Raw genomic sequence first — 19,072 nt, 5'->3', positions numbered from 1 at the left:
CCCCTCCTTGGTGTTATCTCTCAATGTCTGGGCGGGTACTCCCGCTTCGGGTGCTCGCGTGGGTGCGTGCCTGCACGTATTTGGGCGGCAGCACGGAGCCCGCGGACCGGCCGCCAATCTGGCCGGCTGTACTAGCGCGTACCGCGGCGGCAGCTTCGCTGTCCGGTGTGGGCGCGGTCGCTGGGAGGCTGGGTAGTGCGGCTGCGACCTGGCTTAGGTGGTACTTGACCATGTGGCTGATCTGGCGTGCTTTGCGCAGGTCATTGGATGCCTTGTGCATGTCGTGGACGGCCTTGGCGACGTTGAGCAGCTGGCGCAGCATGATTGCCTGCGCGGCGGTTCCGGTGCCGCCCATCGAAGCCGCCATGAGCATGAGCGAGGCGCCGCGGGCGGATGGTCCTGCGCTGCGGATGGGGCGGACCGGGTAGCGCCGCAGTTGTGCTGTCTTGGACAGCTCGTCGGCTGCTGCTGCGAGTGGTCCTGGCGTTGCCTCTGTTGCCGTGGACCAGGCTGCGAAGGCGCCGGATGTCTCGCGTGCAACGTGCGCCCAGGTCGCGTGATCGTCCAGCGGCACGGTGCGGAGCGTTTCGCGGAGCCGGGCAACTTCGTCGCTGTAGTGCTCCCACATTTGCGGGTCAGGTTCGTGGGCTTCGCGGCCGATCGTGACCGGGCGGCGTCCGCGTGCAGCTGCCTGCCATTCTGCGACCGCCTCGGCGGCACCTTGTGGGCTGTCGGGCCACTCGGCACGGAGCTTGGGCAGGGCGAGGTCTTTGGCGAGGTGACCGCCTCCGAACCAAACGGGTCGGCCACCTTTGGGGGGACGTTCTGCCACGCTGTAGCCGACCACGACGTCGTCACGTCCGGACGCGTACCGCGGCCTGACCAGGGCGCCGGTACGGCGCAGGCGTCGAATGAATTCGGCCTCATCCTGGGCCGACGTCGCGCAGGCACGGACCTTGCGTTCCAGGGACCGGCGTTCCGGTTCCGGGGCTCCCCGCCGCTCGGAGGCTTCGCGTTCTCCTGGCCGGAGGCCGCGGGTGGAATGCGTGGGCGAAAGTTCTTCCAGGCCGTACTTTTTCTCAAGCTCCCGGGCGGCTTGTTGTGCCCGGGGGAAGTCCCGCCAGCTGCTCCACTTCGTGCCGTCCTCGCGGACCATGGACGCAGCGATGTGGATGTGGTCGTTTCCGGCTTTGCTGTGGCCATGACGGATCGCCACCCACTGGGCCGGTGCCCGTCCGCTGGTTTCGGTAAACCCCATCTCGTCCATGAAGTCCTGCGCAATGTCCGCCCACTTCTGGTCGGTAAGGTCGCCTTCCTCGGCGCGCAGCGACAGGGAGCAGTGCCAGACATGCCCGCCGGGAATCTCGACACCCAGGACGCTTCTGGCCCGGTCCAATTCCTTGGCAATGCCCTGGGCGGCGTCGGCGTTCAGTTCGTCGTCGTTATGCCAGGCCATGATCGACAGTGAGCCAGCGACAAGGTGCGGGTCGGTATGTTCGTTCGCCCGGCCGGGCCCGGCAAGGTACGCGATGAGCCCGTGCATGCGGGTGCCCTTGGTGATGTTGGGAATCATCAGCGCATCATCGAATCCAGCATCGTATTGATCCGGTCAGCGACCGCACGCACCCGGGTCAAAACGGTACGTGCTGCTTCCGGGAATTCGTCCGTGGCGTTCGCGTGCCGGGCGAGCTGGTTGACGTTGTTCGACAGGGCAGCAAGGTAGCGGCGGGCTGCAATGAATTCCACGGCCATCGCCCGCCGTTCAGCCAGCGACTCGGAGTTTTCCGCGTACAGGGCAGCACTGACCAGAATCTCCGACGGGCTGCGGCCGGTCCGTTCCTCCAGGACCTTGAGCTGCGCGCGTTCGAACTCCGACATCGACACCCGCACGTACTGGGTGTCACCGTCAATGTTCGCGCGGCGGCGGCGTGAGAACCTGCGCGCTGACTTCCGCTCTTCAGTCATCCCGATCCCCTCCCCCCAATGCCCAGCGCAGCGCCCCGGAATCTCCGGGCCACACTGACGAGTGTGCCCCATCCAGGGCCGCAGGCCGTGGATCAACACGCGGCTTATGGCACATAACCGTCTAGCTTGCTCCGCACGGTCTTTTTTGGAGGTTTTTTCGCCTCTCGCACGTGGTCCCGGAAAACCGGCTTCTGGGTGTCAGTCGTGGCCGGTAGGGTTTGGGTATGGATATCAACGACATCGCGGCAAAAGCCGCTGCCAAGATCGACGCCGCCAGGGACACCAAGGTCAACGCCGTGAAGCAGGCCGCTGCCAGCGGCGTCGAGGTCCAGGAGGCCGCCCAGCTGCTCGCTGCAGCGGAGCAGAAGTACGCCAAGGACTACCAGGCTGCCTTGCGCGCAGAGTGGACTGAATCCGACTTGCGGGGCTTCGGCCTGGACGCTCCGACCAGGAAGGCCGGCGGGCGTCCCCGGGGCCGGAAGAGCCCGCAGGAGTCAAGTCCCGTCGCTGGCGTCTCCGAGTAGTAACCCCTCGCCCACATGGACACGGCAAAAGCTATCTCCTTCGGGCTTTTCCCGCACACATCTGGACGACGGGACCCAGCTGACCGGCTGCACACAACCACCACGTCACCATTCCATGGGTATGGCACCCTGGGCGAGCGGTGGCCGTGCACAGTCTCCGTCCGGGCGGGTGCGGTTAAACAGAAAAGGACCGGCCTGATGGCCGGTCCTTTTCTGCTCCTCGGACAAAGGAAATCTGTGATCCAGCATAGCTGGAATTTGTGACGGCGTTGAACGGCTGATACGTCATCGTATGACCGGGGCCGCGGCACCTGGACGTGTTTGCGGGACGTCGCGTAATACGGCGGTCCGCCGCCGGTGAGTGGCTACTGTGGTTCGCACTTTGCGGCGGACCGCCCGACCTCTGGAAGGTTCCCGGCCTTCATGTGGTGAGTGGCCGGGGGCCTTGCCGGGCGGTGGGGGTCCGCCCGGCAAGGCAGCTCTTATGCGGCTGGGTGTTCCTGTGCGGGGGCGGCGCTGTCGAGGATGATCTGCTCGACCGGGCTGGCCGTATACCCCCAGGCAATTAGCCGGTTCAGGTAGTCGATGTGACGGATGCTCGGGGACCGCCACGAGTCCTTGGCGATGGTCTTTTCATACCCTGCGCAAACCAGTGCAATGAGGGATACTTCGGGCCGGGCCGGGGACGTGGCCACATGGTCCCTCAGCGGGTTCCATCCCCACCTATCCGAGGTCTCCCCCGTCTTGGCTCCTGCCATCTCGGCGGCTACGGATCCCTCGTATCCGCTGGCCGTTTCGGGATGGTGGGTGATGGCGTGAACGGTGAAGTGCTGCCAGCCTTTGGGCGGCTGTTTCTTCGCCAGCAGCGCCTTCACAAAGTCGCGCCGGACCACAGTTGCCGATTGCATCAGCTTGTTGTTTTCGATCAGGGTTTTCCGTTCGGCCTTCTGCTCCTCAGTCATCGGACCCTTGTTCGCCGCTGATGCGCCGTACCCGCTGTACCGGAGCGTGAAGCCCAGCTCTTTCCATCCGGCCACGACCGGGACGGTGGAGAGATGGCCGTTGTAGGAGGACACGATGTGCACGGCGTTGGCGTCCTCCTCGGTGGCCGGTTCCCCGTCTGCCCGGTTCAGCGAGGACACCCGGACGTTCTCACTGTCCCCGTCGTATCCGGCGCGTTCCACCACGGTGGTCCCGGCGGCTTCCAGCTCGGCGGTCAGCGCCGCGAGTGCGGCCGCGCGGTCGCGGCGGTCCCGCAACTGCTGGGTGACGTGCGCGAGCATGTCCGGCTCATCGGCGATGACCGATTCCAGCTCCTCCACCGCGTCACCATCAGTGGCAAACTCAGCCAGAATCAGGGCCGCTTCAATCGTGTACCCCTTGCCCAGGGCGGCGGATCCGGTGTCGGTGGATTTGGCCTTCAGGGCACTCTCCACGGTCGTCTTCGTCCGCCCAGTCTTTTTCGCGATCGTGGCGGCTGAAACGCCGATCAGGGACAGCTGGTGGTAGGCGTCGGCTTCGTCGGCTTCGGTCAGTTCGGCCCGCTGGATGTTCTCCACGACCTGCGTCACGATCCGTTCGGCTTCCTCGGGGGATTCGACGATCATCACCGGGATGCTGGTGCGTCCGGCTTCGACGGCGGCGCGGGTGCGGCGCTGTCCCATCAGGACGTGCACGGTGTCGTCGTCCTTGCGGTGGGCGATGACGGGTTCCATCACGCCGTGCTCTTTGATGCTGGCGATGAAATCGGGGGTCAGGGCGGCGTCTTTGCGGACGTTGATGTCCACGGTCAGGGTGGCCGGGTCGAGCATTTCGAGGGTGGGTGTGGTGTTCATGGTGTTGTTCCTTCTTGTCCGAGAAGTTGGGTGGGTGGGGCGACCTAGGTGACCGGCCAGCTCCCCTCTCCCCCCGTTGTTTTTTTGTTGCTGGCAAGCTCGCTTGCTCGGCGGCCGACGGAGGCCTGTCTACCGCAGGCAAGGGGCGGGAAATTCCCGGAGGAAATCAGCGACGCAGGAGCGCCGGAGGGACATTTCCTGCACCGCAGGCCCCGACGGAGGAGGGGCTGGACGGGGTGGAGCGGACGCCTAGAATCCGGAGGACAGCAACACAAAAACGTCGAAGACGTAAGACAGGGCCAGGGCATCCGGAGCCCTGCGACGGAGGCCCTGGACCCAACAGCCGGCCGCGCCCGCGGACGCCCCAAATAGGGGTGAGCCCTGCGAACCATTGAGCAGCACCCGGGAATCTGAACCTGGTGTGCTGCGGGCGGCTTGCCGCGCCGCCCTGCCTCCCGCTCCTGGGCCTGCGGTTGGCGGTCCGCCGCCGGTAACCAGAAGCGGGAGCCGGCCACGGCGGCGGACCGCCAGCGGTGACCGGCCATGAAGGACCGGCCACCGTCCTGGGTGTCAGCTCACCGGCTGGTGCAGTCCGAAGAGTTGCTGTGCCAGGTCGATCAGTTCCTCGGGGACGTCGGCCTCGCCGCCGCCGTCCGTCTCGCCCAGGAACACGGTGTTCCCGCAGTAGACATCGGTCAGGACGCCGGTTTCTTCCAGGACCAGTTGAGCGGCGCGGCGGTTAGGGGCGAGGTTCAGAATCTTGCCTTCCTCGTTGACGTAGAAGTGCCAGTCGTAGCTGCTCACGGCTTCGATGTTCCCGGCCACGAGAGTTTGCAGGTTCTCCAGTGATGCGTCGATGGTTTCGACCCGTGCGGGTTCGCGTCCGTCGGCGGGGATGATCAGGGCGGGGCAGGTGCTCATCAGGGTTTGTCCTCTCAGGTGGTGCGGCGGGGGTGCGGTGCCCCGCCGCTGTCGGCGGGGCACCGGTTCTGGCCCTTCTTAGGCGGCGTTGACCGTGTAGGGCATCCGGTAGCGGGAGGGAAGTTCCGCGGCGGCTTCGGGGAGGTCGTCCGGGCCGTGGGCCTGTCCGGTCTTCCATTGGAAGAAGGCCTGTTCGGTGATCGCTTCGAACTGCCGGGCCTTGGTCCGGTAGAACGTGCAGCTCACGTCTCCCTCGCAGTACGTGGCGACTCCGAACAGGTTGCCGATGCTGTCAGCTGTCCGCGTGGCCGCGACCATGACATGGGGCCACTGGCCCAGATCCCAGCCGTCACAGCCCCAGCTGGGGATGACGGCCCAGCCTTCGGCTTCGATGAGTTCCATCCAGTCGTAGCCGCCGTTCATGTGGTAATCGCCCAGCACGGTTACGCCGTCGATGGCTTCCCCGGTGTCCTTAGTGGTCACGGTCGCAGTTGCGATTGCGTTCATGGTGTTGTTCCTTCTTGTCCGAGAAGTTGGGTGGGTGGGGCGACCTAGGTGACCGGCCAGCTCCCCTCTCCCCCCGTTGTTTTTTTGTTGCTGGCAAGCTCGCTTGCTCGGCGGCCGACGGAGGCCTGTCTACCGCAGGCAAGGGGCGGGAAATTCCTGGAGGAAATCAGCGACGTAGGAGCGCCGGAGGGACATTTCCTGCACCGCAGGCCCCGACGAAGGAGGGGCTAGACGGGCTGGAGCGGACGCCTAGAATCCGCAGGACAGCAACACAAAAACGTCGCAGACGTAAGACAGGGCCAGGGCATCCGGAGCCCTGCGACGGAGGCACTGGCCCCAACAGCCGGCCGCGCCAGCGGACGCCCCACACCTGGTTGGAGCGCAGCGGAAATCAGGGCCTTGCTAGGGTTGAACGGTCCCGCCAGTCGCAGCCCACTCATCCCCCCGGGTGAAATCTCCTGGCGGTGCATTCCAGAAAGGGGCAGCACATGGGGTTACGAAGCCTTTTCGGGAAACGCCCGACAACAGCCGAACCGGCTGCAGCGACGCCCGCGGCGGGCAGCCCGGAGCCACTGACAGCCGAACAGCTCGTAGAACTCGAAGCCGCATGGGCAGAGCTCACCGCTGCGGCGGAGGCGACAGAAGTAACGAATCTCAGTGCCTGCACGCGCAATGGCCGGCCTTGGACCGAGAACGCCGCAGCGGTCCGGGCCATGGCGGCGACGCTGCGGGAGTTCCCCCCAACGGAAGACCAGACGCCGAAGTAGCGGGCGGACGGGTTGTGCCCATTGGGGGCAGGTGGAGCCCTCCGCACAGCTCAGGCTGTCCCCACTGGCGTTCAACCCGTCCCCTCGACGGCCCGCGCCGGCGCCCGGGTCGCCGGCTGTCGTAGCCGCCGTCCATAATGAGATCTGCGTAATCATGCATCAGATGCACTTCGGCATGATTGCGCTTTTTCTTGGCGTGTCGATTCGAACATATATTCTAAAGTGGTGGTATGGGACCGGATCAGGCGGGGAGGCTACAGGCGCAGTATGCGCGGCGGGCGTCCCCGATTGGGCTGACGGTCGAAGAGCTTGATTTCGAGCACTTCCCGTCCAAAAACGGCTTCCCCGGGATCCCGGTGAAGGCGTGGATCAGGTTTCCGAACTGCGCCGAGCTGGTGGACGGCGAGGTGTACGCCTGGACGTCCAAAGCCGTGGAAGTGACCTGGAAGGACGGGCCGTTGACCTACCGGACCTGGGTGTGGAGTTCGGCGGTTACCCGCCGGGAAGAAATGATGACGAGAAACTTGGGAGAGCGGACAAACCGTGACAGCAGTAGCGAATGATACAACCCTGGACGCTGACGTCGACGTCCGGTTCACCCCGGCCGGCACTCCCCTGGCCGTCCGGCATAAGGGCCGGATCTGGGCCGTGGCCGCGGACCCGGTGCACTGGTTCGCCCGGGACGCCTGGTGGGACACCCGTCGTAGTGCGGCCGTCGGCAGCGGGGACCTGGTGAGTATCGAGTTTTGGCAGTTGCAGGTCCGTCTGGGATCCAACTCAGCGCTGCGGACGTTCACGCTGCGCCGGAATCCACTCTCCACCCAGTGGCTTCTGGAAAGCATCAGCGACTAGGTGCTGTGCTATTGAACCCCCAACCGATCACTGACCAGACCTGGGCCGGGATCCGGACCGAGTTCACGCTCCCGACCCTCGTGCAGGTGCACCGCCGGCTCTCCGAACTCATGGAGGACCCGGAACCCGTCATGCGCCAGCTCGTCCGCATCTTCATAGACGACGGGACATTCTGTCCGGGATTCCAGTTCCTCCCCGGCGGGCAGCTCCATCCGACAGTCGTTGAGCTTTTTCGGCGGGCGATGGTGCTGGACATCCCTCACAACTACTTCACCCTCTGGATGGTCACCCCGACCAAGGAACTTGCCGGGACCCGCCCCGTCGACCATCTGAAAAACAGCCCCGCTCCCCTGCTGCCTGGGGACTGCTGAAGGTTTAGTTGACAGCTGGGGTTGATAATTTCTTACGCGGCTGAGGCCGCGTTTTTTATTGTCTCAAACTCGATTGGTGTCAGCCGTCCGAGGGCACGTTGACGGCGTTTGCGGTGGTAGCTGCGCTCGATCCAGGTCGTGATGGCCAGCCGGAGCTCGGCCCGGGTCTCCCATCGTTTCCGGTTCAGGACGTTCTTTTGCAGCAGGGAGAAGAACGATTCCATCGCTGCATTGTCACCGCATGCCCCTACCCGGCCCATCGATCCGTTCAGGCCGTAGGTGTTCAGGGCCAGGACGAACTTTCTGGATCTGAACTGGGACCCTCTGTCCGAGTGGACCACCGTGCCCGCCGGTTTCCTGAGGGCCACGGCGTGGTCCAGGGCGGCGACGGCCAGGGACGCTTTCATCCGCCCGTCCATCGAGTACCCGACGATCCGGTTTGAGTGAAGGTCCTTGATCGCGCACAGGTACAGCTTGCCCTCCCCGGTGTGGTGCTCGGTGATGTCCGTGAGCCATTTCCGGTTCGGTGCCGTGGCGCTGAAGTCCCGTTCGACGAGGTCATCGTGGACCGGCGGGCCGGCCTTGAGCCCTGACCGGCGCCGGCGGTGGATCACCGAGAGGATGCCGTTCTCCGAGCACAGCCGCCAGATCCGGCGTTCACTGGCCCCAGGGCCGGGACCGGCGTTGATCTCATCGGCGATGAACCGGTATCCGAAGGCAGGATCGTCCCGGTGGTGATCGATGGCGGCGTTGATCAGATGCGCTTCTTCCCAGTCCCGGGCCGGGACGGGATTGGCGGCCCACTGGTAGTAGGCCTGTCTGGAGAAATTCAGTACCCGGCAGGACACTGCCACGGGAACCCGGATCGGGGCGTCCCTGGCAGCCAGCTCGCGGACCAGCGGGTACATCATTTTTTTGGGTTGATGTCCCGGGACAAGTAGGCCACGGCACGGCGCATGACTTCGGCTTCCTGTTCCAGGAGCCGGATGCGTTTGTTGGCCTCCCGCAACTTCGCGGCGTCATCGGACACCGCCCCGGACTTCACGCCGTCTTCTCTGTCGGCGATCTTCATCCAGCGGTGCAGGGCAGCGGGCGAGACACCGAAGTCCTTGGCGATCTGGATGATGGGCGCTTCGCCCTTGCGGGCAACCGCGACGACATCGCGGCGGAATTCTTCGGGAAAGGCTTTGGGCATGATGAACATCCTTCCACCCGCAAGGATCAAATCCTCACAGGCAAAGTGTCAATCAAACCTTCAGCAGTCCCCTGCGCTGGAGTCCTACCGCTGGCGCTAGCGCAGGCCTTTGACGGAACCGGCGGGGTGCGTAGCGTTGGCCCATGGGACTCATCTACGAAAACCCGGACCTGGCAGCCCTGACGCTGACGCGGCTCGCCGCCGAAGAATCCGAAGGACCCGGCGCCATGGAGGGCGCATGCTGAGTTACCTGGACGGCCTCGGACAGCGCAACGGCACCGCGTACCTCGAACTGGTGGCCGTCACCCTCGCCCGGGGCCACTTCAAGTCTCTGGACGACCTGGCCCGGGTCACCGGGGCAGACGCTGCAGGTCTGCTCTACACCGCCGAGGCAGAGAAAATGAAGGGCTTAAGAGGAAGGTGGGAGTGACTTCAGCAGCCACTCCCACGTTCAGATTGCATAGCGGTGTTGCTCTAAACCAGGTATCTAGAGAGCGCGAACAATAATATTCTCGCAAAGTTCGCGGAACTGCTCTTCACTCTGCCGGGCCCTCGTAACCTGCGCCCCACGAACAATCTCATCGGTGCGAAGTTCAAAAATTGCTTTGCGCAGAGTTTGGGCATGAGGAACCAAACTGTGGAAGTTTTTAAGGTCCCCTATGCTCGCGCCTAGTTTCTGCGCAGGGTCTGCAAGTGTTTCGCCTCGCCCGTCGTCATGTGCTGAGAGCGGCGCAAACAGCCCAGTTTTCATTTCGCTCGGCATCTGATCGATCCACTTCGAAAAAGCCATGGTTGCTTCTCCTCTGTATACGTTGAACTGCTGAGAAACGTACCCAAGGATTTTGGGGAGACCAGTGGGGATCTTAAAGCTAAGAGTAGGAGACACCGACTTGGCGGTCCTCCACTGCTTAACCCAAGTATCCAGACTCCCACCAACACTCGGCAGAGCCCGGATTGAGAAAAGATCGGATGCCATGGGAATTATGAGGTAGTCACTTGCCAGAATCACCGCACGGTTCAGAGCGCCCACGTTGGGTCCAAGATCAACGAAGACATAGTCTGCGTTGACTGTCTCAGCAAGTTCTTTGATAAGCCTGTATGGGGCGCTAGTGACTCGGAAGCCACGTTCGTTGCCAGCAAGCGCTTCCGTCCAGGCGCTCGGAAGAATCGATTCAAACTCCGAAAGCTTCAGGTCTCCAGCTGCTAGCCATACTTGACCCTCGCGTACCATTTGAGCCTCGGGGGCAAAAACATCGCCTGCACCGCTCACTAGTGGAGCAAAGGCATGTGCAACCGTCAGACCGTCAGCCCCGACCGCAAAAATCTCCTCGAGCTTTTCATCCTCCAGTGAGATGGCCGTGAGGTTTGCCTGTGCGTCGAAGTCGACCATTAGTATGCGCTTGCCGAGAATACCCATCTCTACAGCGGTGTTGAAGAGCATCGTCGTCTTGCCGACTCCACCCTTATGGTTGAAGAACGAGATTATTTTCATACCCGCATGCTTCCAGACCGGGCCGAGAAACAATAGTTTGAGTCCTACGCGAGCAAGTCCGCGAGATCGAATTTCTTCCGCAGCTTTGCGATCGGCCCGCCCCAGGTCTTGGTCCGGAACGCCCACTGACCCGCAACCAGACTGGGGGAAACACCGAGCACATTAGCAAGGGAGACGATTCCCTTTACCGTCGTCGTTGCTGCAAGTTGTGCCCTGTAGGCCGGCGGAATGAGATGGTCTTGCGCGAAGGCATTGGCGGCCGTTTCTTGTGCGTCCGCGTCGTCGTCAGCCTTGAACCCATCAACATCAATGAACGTGCTTCTTTTCGGGTGAAGAAGTACGTGCGCGATTTCGTGCAGAAGCGTGAACCACAAGCTGTCGAGAGCCTTGTATCGACTCGTCACCGCGATCATTGGCGTTCCGTTTATCCAGCGTGATACACCGCTAATTCGAGTGTTCGGAATTTCTGGGACAAATACCAGAACGACACCGGCGCCGAGCAAAAGTTCTTGCGCTTTTGTGAATGCTCTCCCTACGTCGTCGTGGACGGTGAGCTTAGGAAGTAGGGCGGCCGCTGCTTGCAACTTTGCAGAATCGTACGTCGGGGCCTCTGCGATGAGATCGCCCGCGTGCAGTTCCGATAACCGCAGCCAGAGAGCCGTCAGGTTCGGATCGATGGAATGGATCTGACTTCGCTTATAGGACGCCTGCGGCTCAAGCCAGGTTTTCGCGAACGCGTTAGGAGACGCCACCGAGAAGAAAGCAAGAAGTTTTGCCGCGAGATCGGGGCCGGAATCTGCCCTGTCTATTACTTTGCGGTCGATGAGTAACTGGCGGGGGAAGGTACTCGCCCAGTCTACGAATCCAGCGAGAGCGTTGCGCCTCTCGATTCGAGCCTCGTGTGCCTGGTGTGCTGCCTCCAGGTGGAGCCAGGTCTCGGCGGAAGTCCCGAGAATTTGTTCCAGAGTGACGGCGACATCGGGAGATAGCGGGGCCGTTCCCTTGATGACGAGGTTGATGTGCTTAGTACTGAGCCCGGTACGGGCGGCGAGTTGCGCTTGGCTGATCGCGCGAGCGTCGAGCTCGCGTTGCAGCAGGCGACCGGGCCGGGGTGCGAAGTCGAACTGCGTGTCTGTGGCGATGTAAGTGGTCATGGAGTCTCGATTCAGATCGCGGGCCGGAGGATCGACCGGCCGCGAATGTGGAAGTCCTGGACGAGTAGCGCTTGCGAAGAAGCGTGATCGGGCAATGCTGACCGATTTAAGACAGCTCGCGGAACCCCATCGGAACTGAGCGGACGTACATGCATCTCAACCTCCTCGATCGAGAGAGTCAGATTCCCTGCCTTGACGCCTACGCGGACGCTCTGAAACGTCACGAGGTTTTCGAGCTGTGGGGCGTGCGCGACGACGTGCAGGAGGTCTTCAGCCGCCGCTACCTGACCATCCGCGACAGCGCGCAGGTGCGCTCCCGAGACGCAAGCGCCCTCAAGCTGAGGAGTTATCCACGCGAGTTGCAAGCTTTACCTCTTTGGTAAACGTAACTTATGGTAAAGTCGGATTTACCCGACAGGTATATGCTACCTGCTTCCAGCCGGAAGTAGGAGCGACACGCTACAAGGAAGGAGGGCCCGATGGCCCCCCACACAACCACCTCTCAGCAGATTTTTATCGACGGCAAGGCATTCACCACCCGGGATGACGACCAGGAGGCCGCAGCGCTGCTGCGCCTCGCTGGACGCGACCCGAAGATCTCCGACCTCTTCCTCGTCAAGAAAAACGGCGTCGAGGAGAAGATCCGCGACGGCCAGATCATCAACCTGAAGGACGGTGATCGGTTCGTCTCCCGCCAGAGGCTTCGCTTCACCATCGACGGCGAGCCGCAAAGCAGCTACGACGACGACCAGACCGCCGCCGCGCTGCTCCGCCTCGCCGGAGTCGACCCGGCCGGCTACGACCTCGCCCGCATCATGCCCGCAGGCGGCACGGAGGCGTTCCGTGACGAGCAGATCGTGAGGATTGAGAACGGGGACGAGTTCGTCACCGCCAAGCATGTCGGAGGGGTCGCGTGAGCAATGAGATCGGCCTGACCGGGCCGACCCAACAATTCATCAATGACATGACTGCCCTGGGTGCCACTGCTCGGGCCGACGGACCCCGCATTCTCTACGATGTCGTCGCGGTAGGTGGCGCCCTCAACGGGCAGACTATGACGACCGGCGTCAGCGTGTCCGAGGTGCAGAGCTGGCCGATGGTCCCTCCGCACTGGATCCACCTCCCTGACTCGGTCGCGTTCCCTGAGACGAATATGGATGACATCGACTGCCAGCCTGGATGGAAGCGGCATTCCCGCGATTTCAGCTACACCGACATGTCGATGCCGCCGGCTCTCGCGTGGCTCCGGCACGTGCGGGGCTTCATTTCGATCGCAATCCCGAAGGCGGCGTGACATGCGGTATTCCGTAGCGATGACTGGTGAAGTCGAAGCGGCCATGCGTGACCACCTCATCCGCGAGGACGGCCAGGAGGACGTGCTTGCCGCGACGTACGTCCTTTCCACCGGTGTCGAACGCACGACGGCGCTCATTAAGTCGGTGGTTTTCCCCGGCGAGGGCGAGCGGCTCGTGCATGGGAACGCCTCGTTCACAAGTGGGTACGTGCTCCGCGCGTCGAATGAGGCACGCGCCGCCGGCCATGGACTCGCATTGCTGCACTCTCATCCGGGCTCTCGCGGCTGGCAGCTACTCAGCGACATGGACTGGGAGACGGAGTCCGAGTACGAGCGCGTCGCCCGCGGGATTACGAAAATGCCACTCCTCGGGATGACGCTCGGCGGCCGCGATACCTCCTGGTCGGCCCGGTTCTGGTTCGACCGGAGCGCACCGACCTGGGCGGAGTCTGTGCGATCGGTATCTCCGAAGCTCGCTGTCACTTGGAACAACGAGATCCGTCGAATCCCCAGCATCACCCGTTCACAGCAGCGGACGGTCTCGTCGTGGGGCGAGCGTACTCAGAGCTCGATCGCGCGCCTGCGCGTCCTCGTCGTCGGTGGCGGCAGCGTCGGCCTCGACGTCGCGCAGCGGCTCGCCGCGACGGGCCTCGCGACGGTCGGCGTGATGGACTATGACGCCGTCGAGACGGTGAACCTGGACCGCATGATCGGTGCGACCCGCCTCGACGCCGCACTCGGTCGATCCAAGGTCAAAGTAGCCTCGCGCCTGATGAAATCTGCCGCGACCGCGGAATCATTCGAGATTCATAACCACGAGGTCAGCATCACCGACCCCGTGGGCGTTAGCGCGGCGCTCGACTACGACGTCATCTTCTCTTGCGTCGACCGCCCTTGGCCGCGAGCGGTGTTGAATGCACTCGCCTACACCGACCTCATTCCGGTAATCGATGGCGGTATTGCGCTCGACACCTTCCCGGACGGCCGCATGCGAAACGGCATCTGGCGCGCGCACACGCTTGTTCCCGGACGCCCGTGTATGGCCTGCCTCGGCCAGCTCGTGATCGGCGACATCCCCCTCGACAAACAGGGGTTACTGGACGACCCGGAATACATCGCGGGAGCACACCGTGAAGCTCCCTCCCGGCAGAACGTCGCCGCGCTCTCCGCGAGCGTCAGCGCCGCCCTTCTGGCACAGTTCGTCAGCCTCACCGCCCACCCGGGCGGCCGCGGCGTCCCGGCGCCGCTGCGTCACGTCCTCTCCACGCACACACTCGAGCACTCCGTCGCGACCTCTGGCCCCTACTGTGCTTACGAGAACGCGACCACCGCCGGCGATACCCGCACCCCGATCGCCGAGCACCGAGAAGATTGGCGGGCCATCGTTTACGAACGTGCGACGAAGAAGAGCCCCTTCCGCCTTCGCGCCCTCGCGGCGGCGGAGGATATCCTGCAGCGCGCGATCTCCCGGCTCAAGTAGGGGACACAGCCGCGGGTCGACTCGTCATGGGTCGACCCGCGGAAGTCGTTCGCGCCCGGCAAGGGGCTCGAAACCCCAGGCGTGCGACGCGTCTCGTTGACTCGGCGACCACTGCGGGTGTGACCGTTAGCCGAGAATGGCGGTTTTTCACAGCTCGGTTTGGCGGTTTTCGCACAGTTGGCCTGGAGGATTTAATCGCTCCATGGCGGCGTTCCGTGAAGCAAATCTTCAGCAGTCCCGTCTGGTTTACCCGGGGATCTGGATCCGTGCGGCTTCCTGCATCAGCGGGGTGGAGATCATCACGGTCGAAGCACCCGGTGCAATATCGAAAGCAATGAATCCGCGAGTCTTGTCACCCGGCAGAACGTCGCCGGAGCCAAGCTGGTTGTCCGCGAAGAGGCTCAGATCGGCTTTGCGCCCATCAGCGTCCTTGGCCGAGAAGTAGAACGGGTTGGAGCTGGTCCTACCCGATTCTGTTTCCCAGAGGACGTCCAGCAGCAAGTAGCTGCCGTTCTTCGCCGCGGTGGCGAATGCCGTCGTGGAAACAGCGTCCGTCCGCACGGCAGAGACGATCGTGATCTTCGCGATGTCGCCGTTGCCCATCTTGACGCTGAACGGTGCACCAATCGACGGGCCGGCAGGAACTGTCGGTGCCGGCGCCGGAGCGGCAACTGCCGGAGCAGCAGTAACGGCCGGGGAGGCTACCGCGGCAGTCGAGGCCGGCGCCGCGGCGGGGCTGACATCACTGGCCTTGGTGGTGCCACCGGAGCAGGAGCCAAGGGCGATGCCGAGCACCAGGACGCCTGCCGGGATGAGGATCCGCTTCTTCTTGAAGAACGGACGGGACTGGGGCGCAGCATTCGCGCCTGCAAAGGGCTGTTCGGAATTCTCGTGGGACATGTCGTGCCTTCCTAGGGTGAATGAATGATGGGAATGCCGGAAGTTACTGCTTTTCCCATTTGCCGCAGCGGGTTGAATTGAAGTCCTGGCCGACCGAGAGGGCCACGACAGGGCGCCCTCCACCGGGAATGTCGTTCTCGATGATGTCGCCGCCGTTGCTGCCGCTCCGGTAGATGCCCCAATAGCAGGAAGAACCCACGGCCTCGACAGCGCGGTAGGTGCCCGGTTCGATATCGGCCCCGACAGTCCAGGTACCGTCCGCTACGGTGTTGGCCGCTTTGGCCTTCTCAGCGCCAGTGACAGCATCCTCGCGAACCTTGACGGCGGCGTCCGCTGTCTTCACAGCAGCATCGGCTTTACCCACCTCGGCCTCCCGAGTAGTCAGCTTGGCTTCACGGGCGGCGATGCCGTTCTGCAGTGTGTCGTACTTGGACTTCATCGAGGCATAGCTGGACTCGGCCGAGTCCCGCTCGGACTCCACGGATGCCTTCTCCGCCGCCAGCGCCGCGTAGGCGTCGCTGGATTTCGGATCCGGCAGCGTGGTGCCGATGGCGGTGGCACCGGCCAGCAGGGCGAGGACGGCGACGGCAGCGAAGATCCGTCGCTTCTGTGCCGGCTTTGCCTGGCCAGAAGGAGACTTCCCTTCGTGCAGCACGTCTTTGAGGTGTGTTTCCGCTGGCTCGTTCGTCTCGGTGTTCAACATGCTCTCTTCCTCTGATCTCGGGTGGCTGCCGAACGGCGGCAGGATACCGATCCCCCAATGCGTGGTTCCCCGCCGCCGCCGCCGTCGCAGCTCGGAGAATTCCCTGGCAGCTGCAGAATCGAAACTACGGCGGCCCGGCATAGGAATATTCGAAGATCACTGATAACCCCGGTTATCAGCACTTCCAAGGAGGGATTCACCCGTCCGGTTAGGCTGGGGGTCGACGTCGTAAGGAGGCGGAAAATGAATGAAGCAGATGCCCTGCGCATGACCCTTTCGGACGTGGCTGCCCTGGCGCAGGTCCAGCGCCCGGTCGTGTCGATGTGGCGCAAACGCAGCGCCGGGTCGGTTCGTCCGTTTCCCGAGCCCGCAGCGCTGGAAGGCGGCCGCGACCTGTTCGACGCCGATCAGGTCGCCGGCTGGTTGGCGGCCACGGGACGGGGGAACAACCCGGAAGCCGTGGGCGACGCCGCCGCTTTCGCCCGGGTGCCCGGCACCGCAGACGGCAGCGCCCAGGGAACCACGCTGGACGCCCTGACCGCCCTGCTGACGCTTAAGGCAATGACCGGCCGAGCGCTGGGGACATTGAGCACAGCTGAATTGCTGGATCTGGCGGACGAATGCGACCCCGATGACTGGTTCCTCTATTCGGAGCTGGAGGCCAAGGGCGCGTCGCTCGCCTCCACGGCAGCGTTCGCGGACCGGCTGGTGGACAGTGCCTACAACGCGGCCGCGGCCTTCGAGCAACTGCTTGCCGCGAGGTTCCGGGCGGGGCTGCGGGAGCACTCGGAGACCGCCCTCACCGAATCTACCGTGGGGCTGGTGGCCGCTGCGGTCGTCGAACTGGCCGCGACGCTCGGCGGGAACTCCGTGTTTGCCGACTCCACACGCGGCGGCAGCGACCTTCTGATAGGCGTTGCGAACGCTGCCGGCGAAGGTGCTCCCGTCACCTTTCTGACGGCGGACGACGGCGGCGGCGCGGGCCGCCTGGTGCGTCGCCGCCTGCGCGTCCACGGTGTCGACGGCGGGCAGATCCGTGTCGATCCGAGTGGAGAGTTCGCCGTCCACGGACCTGTAGTGCATGTGGCGCAGTATCCGTCCCCGGGTGAACCCGGAATGGACGCGGCGCAGATCCTCTTGGCGGTGGAGCATCTTGTCCTGCAGATAGACGATCAGCAGCGGGCGGTCATCATCGCCCCGGCCCGGGTTCTCTGTGATGTGCCGCTGGCCGCCGGCGCCACTGGGCTCCGGTCGGGGCTTCTGCGTACCGGCCGGGTGCGTGCCATCGTGCGGCTGCCGCAGGGACTGCTGCGTTCCAAGCCCCGCGAAGCCCAGGCACTGTGGGTGTTGGGGCCGTCGTTCGCTGAGGTGCCCATTGCCGAGCGGTGGACCATGGTGGCTGATATCAGCACCCGCGACCTCGCAGAAGACGTCAGTCAGGACCTCATCAGCGATATTGTCGCGTCGATGGGTGCCCGCGCCACCATCCGCGCCCACTCCTTCCGCTTCGCCCGGCTGGTACAGACCCGTCTCCTGCTGGCCAGTAGGAAGTCCTTGGTGGTAGCGCCAACCCACGGCTCGGCTCCGAGTCTCTCCGGCGCGGGTGCAGCCGTTCGGGTGGAGGAACTCGTGCGCATGCTGCAGGCCGGCAGAACCGAACAGTCAGCTGCGGTGGCGGTGCTCCCAGGAGATCCGAACACGAAGGCTCGGCCCGTCTCCGTCCAGGAACTCATCGCCGCCGGCAACCTCAGATACATCAAAGGGAACCGGCTCGAGGCTTCGGACCTGACGCCAAGCGGCGGGACACGAGTCCTGGGACCGGCCGAACTGCTCGACCCGAACGGCACGCAGAGGAGGCACATCAGCCTCTTGGACTTCGCCGCCAGTAATCCTTCCGGCCGGCTCACCGAATCTGGCGACGTCGTCTTTTGCACCAGCCCAAGACCCGCCGCACTGGTGGACGTCGAAGGTGGCTCCGCCGTCGTCTTCCCCGCCCGGGTGCTGCGGATCGACGCCGGCGACCCCGGAGGGCTGCTCCCCGACGTCGTCGCCGCGGACATCAACAGGCTCCCCGCAGCGGACAAGTCCTGGCGCCAGTGGCGCCTGCGCCGCATCCCGGACGCCCAACGTCGGAATCTGGCGGAATCCCTCACCCTGCTACAACACCAGCAGCAAGAAGCCCGCGAACGCCTCGAGCGACTCGAAGAACTCGCTACCCTGATTACGGACGGCCTAGCGGGCGGAAGCCTCACCCTGACAGACCACAGCAGTATGCTCGCCGAACCACAGACCGAAGGAATCCAGTAATGCCCCCGAAATTGAAGGTGGACCTCGCCCCGTCCACCATGAAGGAACTCAAGGACACCCTCTGGAAGGCCGCGGACAAGCTGCGCGGCTCTATGGATGCCTCCCAGTACAAGGACGTGATCCTGGGCCTGGTATTCCTCAAGTACGTCTCGGACGCCTTCGAAGAGCGCCGCGGGCAGATCCAGGCCGAGCTGGAGGCCGATGGGCTCAACGAGGAGCAGATCGGCCAGCTGATCGACGACGTGGACGAGTACACCGGCCGCGGCGTGTTCTGGGTATCGGAACGGGCACGCTGGACCTACCTGGCCGAGAACGCCAAGGGTCTGCCTGCGATGGACGGAGCCGAGCCCAAGTCGATCGGACAGCTCATTGATGAAGCTATGGAACTCATCATGGCCGACAACAAGTCCCTGGCCGCCACGCTCCCCCGCATCTACAACCGCGACAACGTGGACCAGCGCCGCCTCGGCGAGCTGCTGGACCTGTTCAACTCCGCACGCTTCACCGGTCAGGGGGCCAGCAAGGCCCGCGACCTGCTCGGCGAGGTGTACGAGTACTTCCTGGAGAAGTTCGCCAGGGCCGAGGGCAAGCGCGGCGGCGAGTTCTACACCCCCGCCGGCGTGGTCCGTGTCCTGGTCGAGGTCCTGGAACCCCACAGCGGCCGTGTCTACGATCCCTGCTGCGGCTCGGGCGGCATGTTCGTCCAGGCCGAGAAGTTCTTGGCGGCGCACAACATGGAGGGCTCGGATATCTCCGTCTATGGCCAGGAGCTCAATGAGCGCACCTGGCGGATGGCCAAGATGAA

General features: G+C 64.0%; 21 protein-coding genes. 11 read left to right on the top strand and 10 right to left on the bottom strand.

Annotated features, from left to right (window positions below):
* Positions 1-13: 13 nt before the first annotated feature.
* Together GXK59_RS19680 and mobC are read right to left on the bottom strand one after the other, a co-directional pair.
* Complete coding sequence (locus GXK59_RS19680) at positions 14-1,573, bottom strand: relaxase/mobilization nuclease domain-containing protein (RefSeq protein ID WP_160669291.1); 1,560 nt, start codon at positions 1,571-1,573, stop codon at positions 14-16.
* Positions 1,573-1,965 (bottom strand): plasmid mobilization relaxosome protein MobC, encoded by a 393-nt coding sequence (gene mobC, locus GXK59_RS19675; protein ID WP_160669290.1) that lies wholly within the window; start codon positions 1,963-1,965, stop codon positions 1,573-1,575. The genes GXK59_RS19680 and mobC overlap by 1 nt, the downstream gene beginning before the upstream one ends.
* Before the next feature lie 224 nt (positions 1,966-2,189).
* On the opposite strand from mobC, the gene GXK59_RS19670 reads away from it, so the two are divergent.
* Positions 2,190-2,489, top strand: a complete 300-nt coding sequence (locus tag GXK59_RS19670) for a hypothetical protein (RefSeq protein WP_160669289.1) — start codon at positions 2,190-2,192, stop codon at positions 2,487-2,489.
* Positions 2,490-2,971: 482 nt separating this feature from the next.
* On the opposite strand, the gene GXK59_RS19665 is transcribed toward GXK59_RS19670, so the two are convergent.
* The 3 genes from GXK59_RS19665 to GXK59_RS19655 form a co-directional block, all read right to left on the bottom strand.
* Entirely contained in the window at positions 2,972-4,324 is a 1,353-nt protein-coding gene (locus tag GXK59_RS19665; RefSeq protein ID WP_160669288.1) for a ParB/RepB/Spo0J family partition protein, read from the bottom strand.
* A gap of 570 nt (positions 4,325-4,894) precedes the next feature.
* A complete protein-coding gene (locus GXK59_RS19660; RefSeq protein WP_237394033.1) occupies positions 4,895-5,245 on the bottom strand; it encodes a DUF3846 domain-containing protein in 351 nt (116 codons plus the stop codon).
* 78 nt (positions 5,246-5,323) lie between these two features.
* Positions 5,324-5,752: a hypothetical protein gene (locus GXK59_RS19655; protein ID WP_160669287.1), complete on the bottom strand. Its 429-nt coding sequence runs from the start codon at positions 5,750-5,752 to the stop codon at positions 5,324-5,326.
* A 997-nt stretch (positions 5,753-6,749) separates the two neighbouring features.
* Here GXK59_RS19655 and GXK59_RS19650 point away from each other — a divergent pair.
* Genes GXK59_RS19650 through GXK59_RS19640 form a run of 3 tightly spaced genes read left to right on the top strand, consistent with a single transcriptional unit; the run spans position 6,750 to position 7,742 of the window.
* A complete protein-coding gene (locus GXK59_RS19650; protein ID WP_160669286.1) occupies positions 6,750-7,082 on the top strand; it encodes a hypothetical protein in 333 nt (110 codons plus the stop codon).
* Positions 7,063-7,371 carry a hypothetical protein gene (locus GXK59_RS19645; protein ID WP_237394032.1) on the top strand — a complete coding sequence of 103 codons (309 nt, stop codon included), beginning with the start codon at positions 7,063-7,065 and terminating at the stop codon, positions 7,369-7,371. Before GXK59_RS19650 ends, GXK59_RS19645 begins: the two co-directional genes overlap by 20 nt.
* A gap of 5 nt (positions 7,372-7,376) precedes the next feature.
* Positions 7,377-7,742, top strand: a complete 366-nt coding sequence (locus tag GXK59_RS19640; protein WP_160669285.1) for a hypothetical protein — start codon at positions 7,377-7,379, stop codon at positions 7,740-7,742.
* Positions 7,743-7,774: 32 nt separating this feature from the next.
* Here the strand turns inward: GXK59_RS19640 and GXK59_RS19635 are convergent.
* A protein-coding gene (locus tag GXK59_RS19635) for an IS3 family transposase (RefSeq protein WP_160664497.1) occupies positions 7,775-8,937 on the bottom strand; the annotation gives its coding sequence in 2 pieces (ribosomal slippage) (positions 7,775-8,656 and positions 8,659-8,937; 1,161 coding nt in all).
* Between the two features lie 238 nt (positions 8,938-9,175).
* Here GXK59_RS19635 and GXK59_RS19630 point away from each other — a divergent pair.
* Positions 9,176-9,367 carry a hypothetical protein gene (locus GXK59_RS19630; RefSeq protein WP_160669284.1) on the top strand — a complete coding sequence of 64 codons (192 nt, stop codon included), beginning with the start codon at positions 9,176-9,178 and terminating at the stop codon, positions 9,365-9,367.
* 57 nt (positions 9,368-9,424) lie between these two features.
* Here the strand turns inward: GXK59_RS19630 and GXK59_RS19625 are convergent, their stop codons facing one another.
* Together GXK59_RS19625 and GXK59_RS19620 are read right to left on the bottom strand one after the other, a co-directional pair.
* The gene (locus GXK59_RS19625) at positions 9,425-10,429 is read right to left on the bottom strand and encodes a ParA family protein (RefSeq protein WP_160669283.1); all 1,005 of its coding nucleotides are present in this window, start codon (positions 10,427-10,429) and stop codon (positions 9,425-9,427) included.
* Between the two features lie 44 nt (positions 10,430-10,473).
* On the bottom strand, positions 10,474-11,583 hold the full coding sequence (locus GXK59_RS19620) for an ImmA/IrrE family metallo-endopeptidase (protein WP_160669282.1): 1,110 nt from the start codon (positions 11,581-11,583) through the stop codon (positions 10,474-10,476).
* Between the two features lie 149 nt (positions 11,584-11,732).
* Between GXK59_RS19620 and GXK59_RS19615 the strand changes: the two genes are divergently transcribed.
* The 4 genes from GXK59_RS19615 to GXK59_RS19600 all read left to right on the top strand — a co-directional run bounded on the left by GXK59_RS19615 (position 11,733) and on the right by GXK59_RS19600 (position 14,357).
* Positions 11,733-11,966: a hypothetical protein gene (locus tag GXK59_RS19615; RefSeq protein WP_160669281.1), complete on the top strand. Its 234-nt coding sequence runs from the start codon at positions 11,733-11,735 to the stop codon at positions 11,964-11,966.
* Between the two features lie 96 nt (positions 11,967-12,062).
* On the top strand, positions 12,063-12,500 hold the full coding sequence (locus GXK59_RS19610; RefSeq protein ID WP_160669280.1) for a hypothetical protein: 438 nt from the start codon (positions 12,063-12,065) through the stop codon (positions 12,498-12,500).
* Positions 12,497-12,877, top strand: a complete 381-nt coding sequence (locus GXK59_RS19605) for a hypothetical protein (protein WP_160669279.1) — start codon at positions 12,497-12,499, stop codon at positions 12,875-12,877. The genes GXK59_RS19610 and GXK59_RS19605 overlap by 4 nt, the downstream gene beginning before the upstream one ends.
* Before the next feature lies 1 nt (position 12,878).
* A complete protein-coding gene (locus GXK59_RS19600; RefSeq protein ID WP_160669278.1) occupies positions 12,879-14,357 on the top strand; it encodes a ThiF family adenylyltransferase in 1,479 nt (492 codons plus the stop codon).
* A gap of 246 nt (positions 14,358-14,603) precedes the next feature.
* Here GXK59_RS19600 and GXK59_RS19595 read toward each other — a convergent pair whose 3' ends face one another.
* Positions 14,604-15,257: a DUF4352 domain-containing protein gene (locus tag GXK59_RS19595; RefSeq protein ID WP_160669277.1), complete on the bottom strand. Its 654-nt coding sequence runs from the start codon at positions 15,255-15,257 to the stop codon at positions 14,604-14,606.
* Between the two features lie 43 nt (positions 15,258-15,300).
* On the bottom strand, positions 15,301-15,960 hold the full coding sequence (locus tag GXK59_RS19590) for a hypothetical protein (protein ID WP_160669276.1): 660 nt from the start codon (positions 15,958-15,960) through the stop codon (positions 15,301-15,303).
* A 243-nt stretch (positions 15,961-16,203) separates the two neighbouring features.
* Between GXK59_RS19590 and GXK59_RS19585 the strand changes: the two genes are divergently transcribed.
* Together GXK59_RS19585 and GXK59_RS19580 are read left to right on the top strand one after the other, a co-directional pair.
* A complete protein-coding gene (locus tag GXK59_RS19585; RefSeq protein WP_160669275.1) occupies positions 16,204-18,267 on the top strand; it encodes a hypothetical protein in 2,064 nt (687 codons plus the stop codon).
* A partial coding sequence (locus tag GXK59_RS19580) for a type I restriction-modification system subunit M (protein WP_160669274.1) occupies positions 18,267-19,072 on the top strand: 806 nt, incomplete at its 3' end. The genes GXK59_RS19585 and GXK59_RS19580, both read left to right, overlap by 1 nt.

This window comes from Pseudarthrobacter sp. ATCC 49987 (genome assembly GCF_009928425.1).
Classification (GTDB): domain Bacteria; phylum Actinomycetota; class Actinomycetes; order Actinomycetales; family Micrococcaceae; genus Arthrobacter.
Note: the sequence above shows the minus strand (reverse complement) of the source record. Positions and strands in the feature narration are given on the sequence as shown.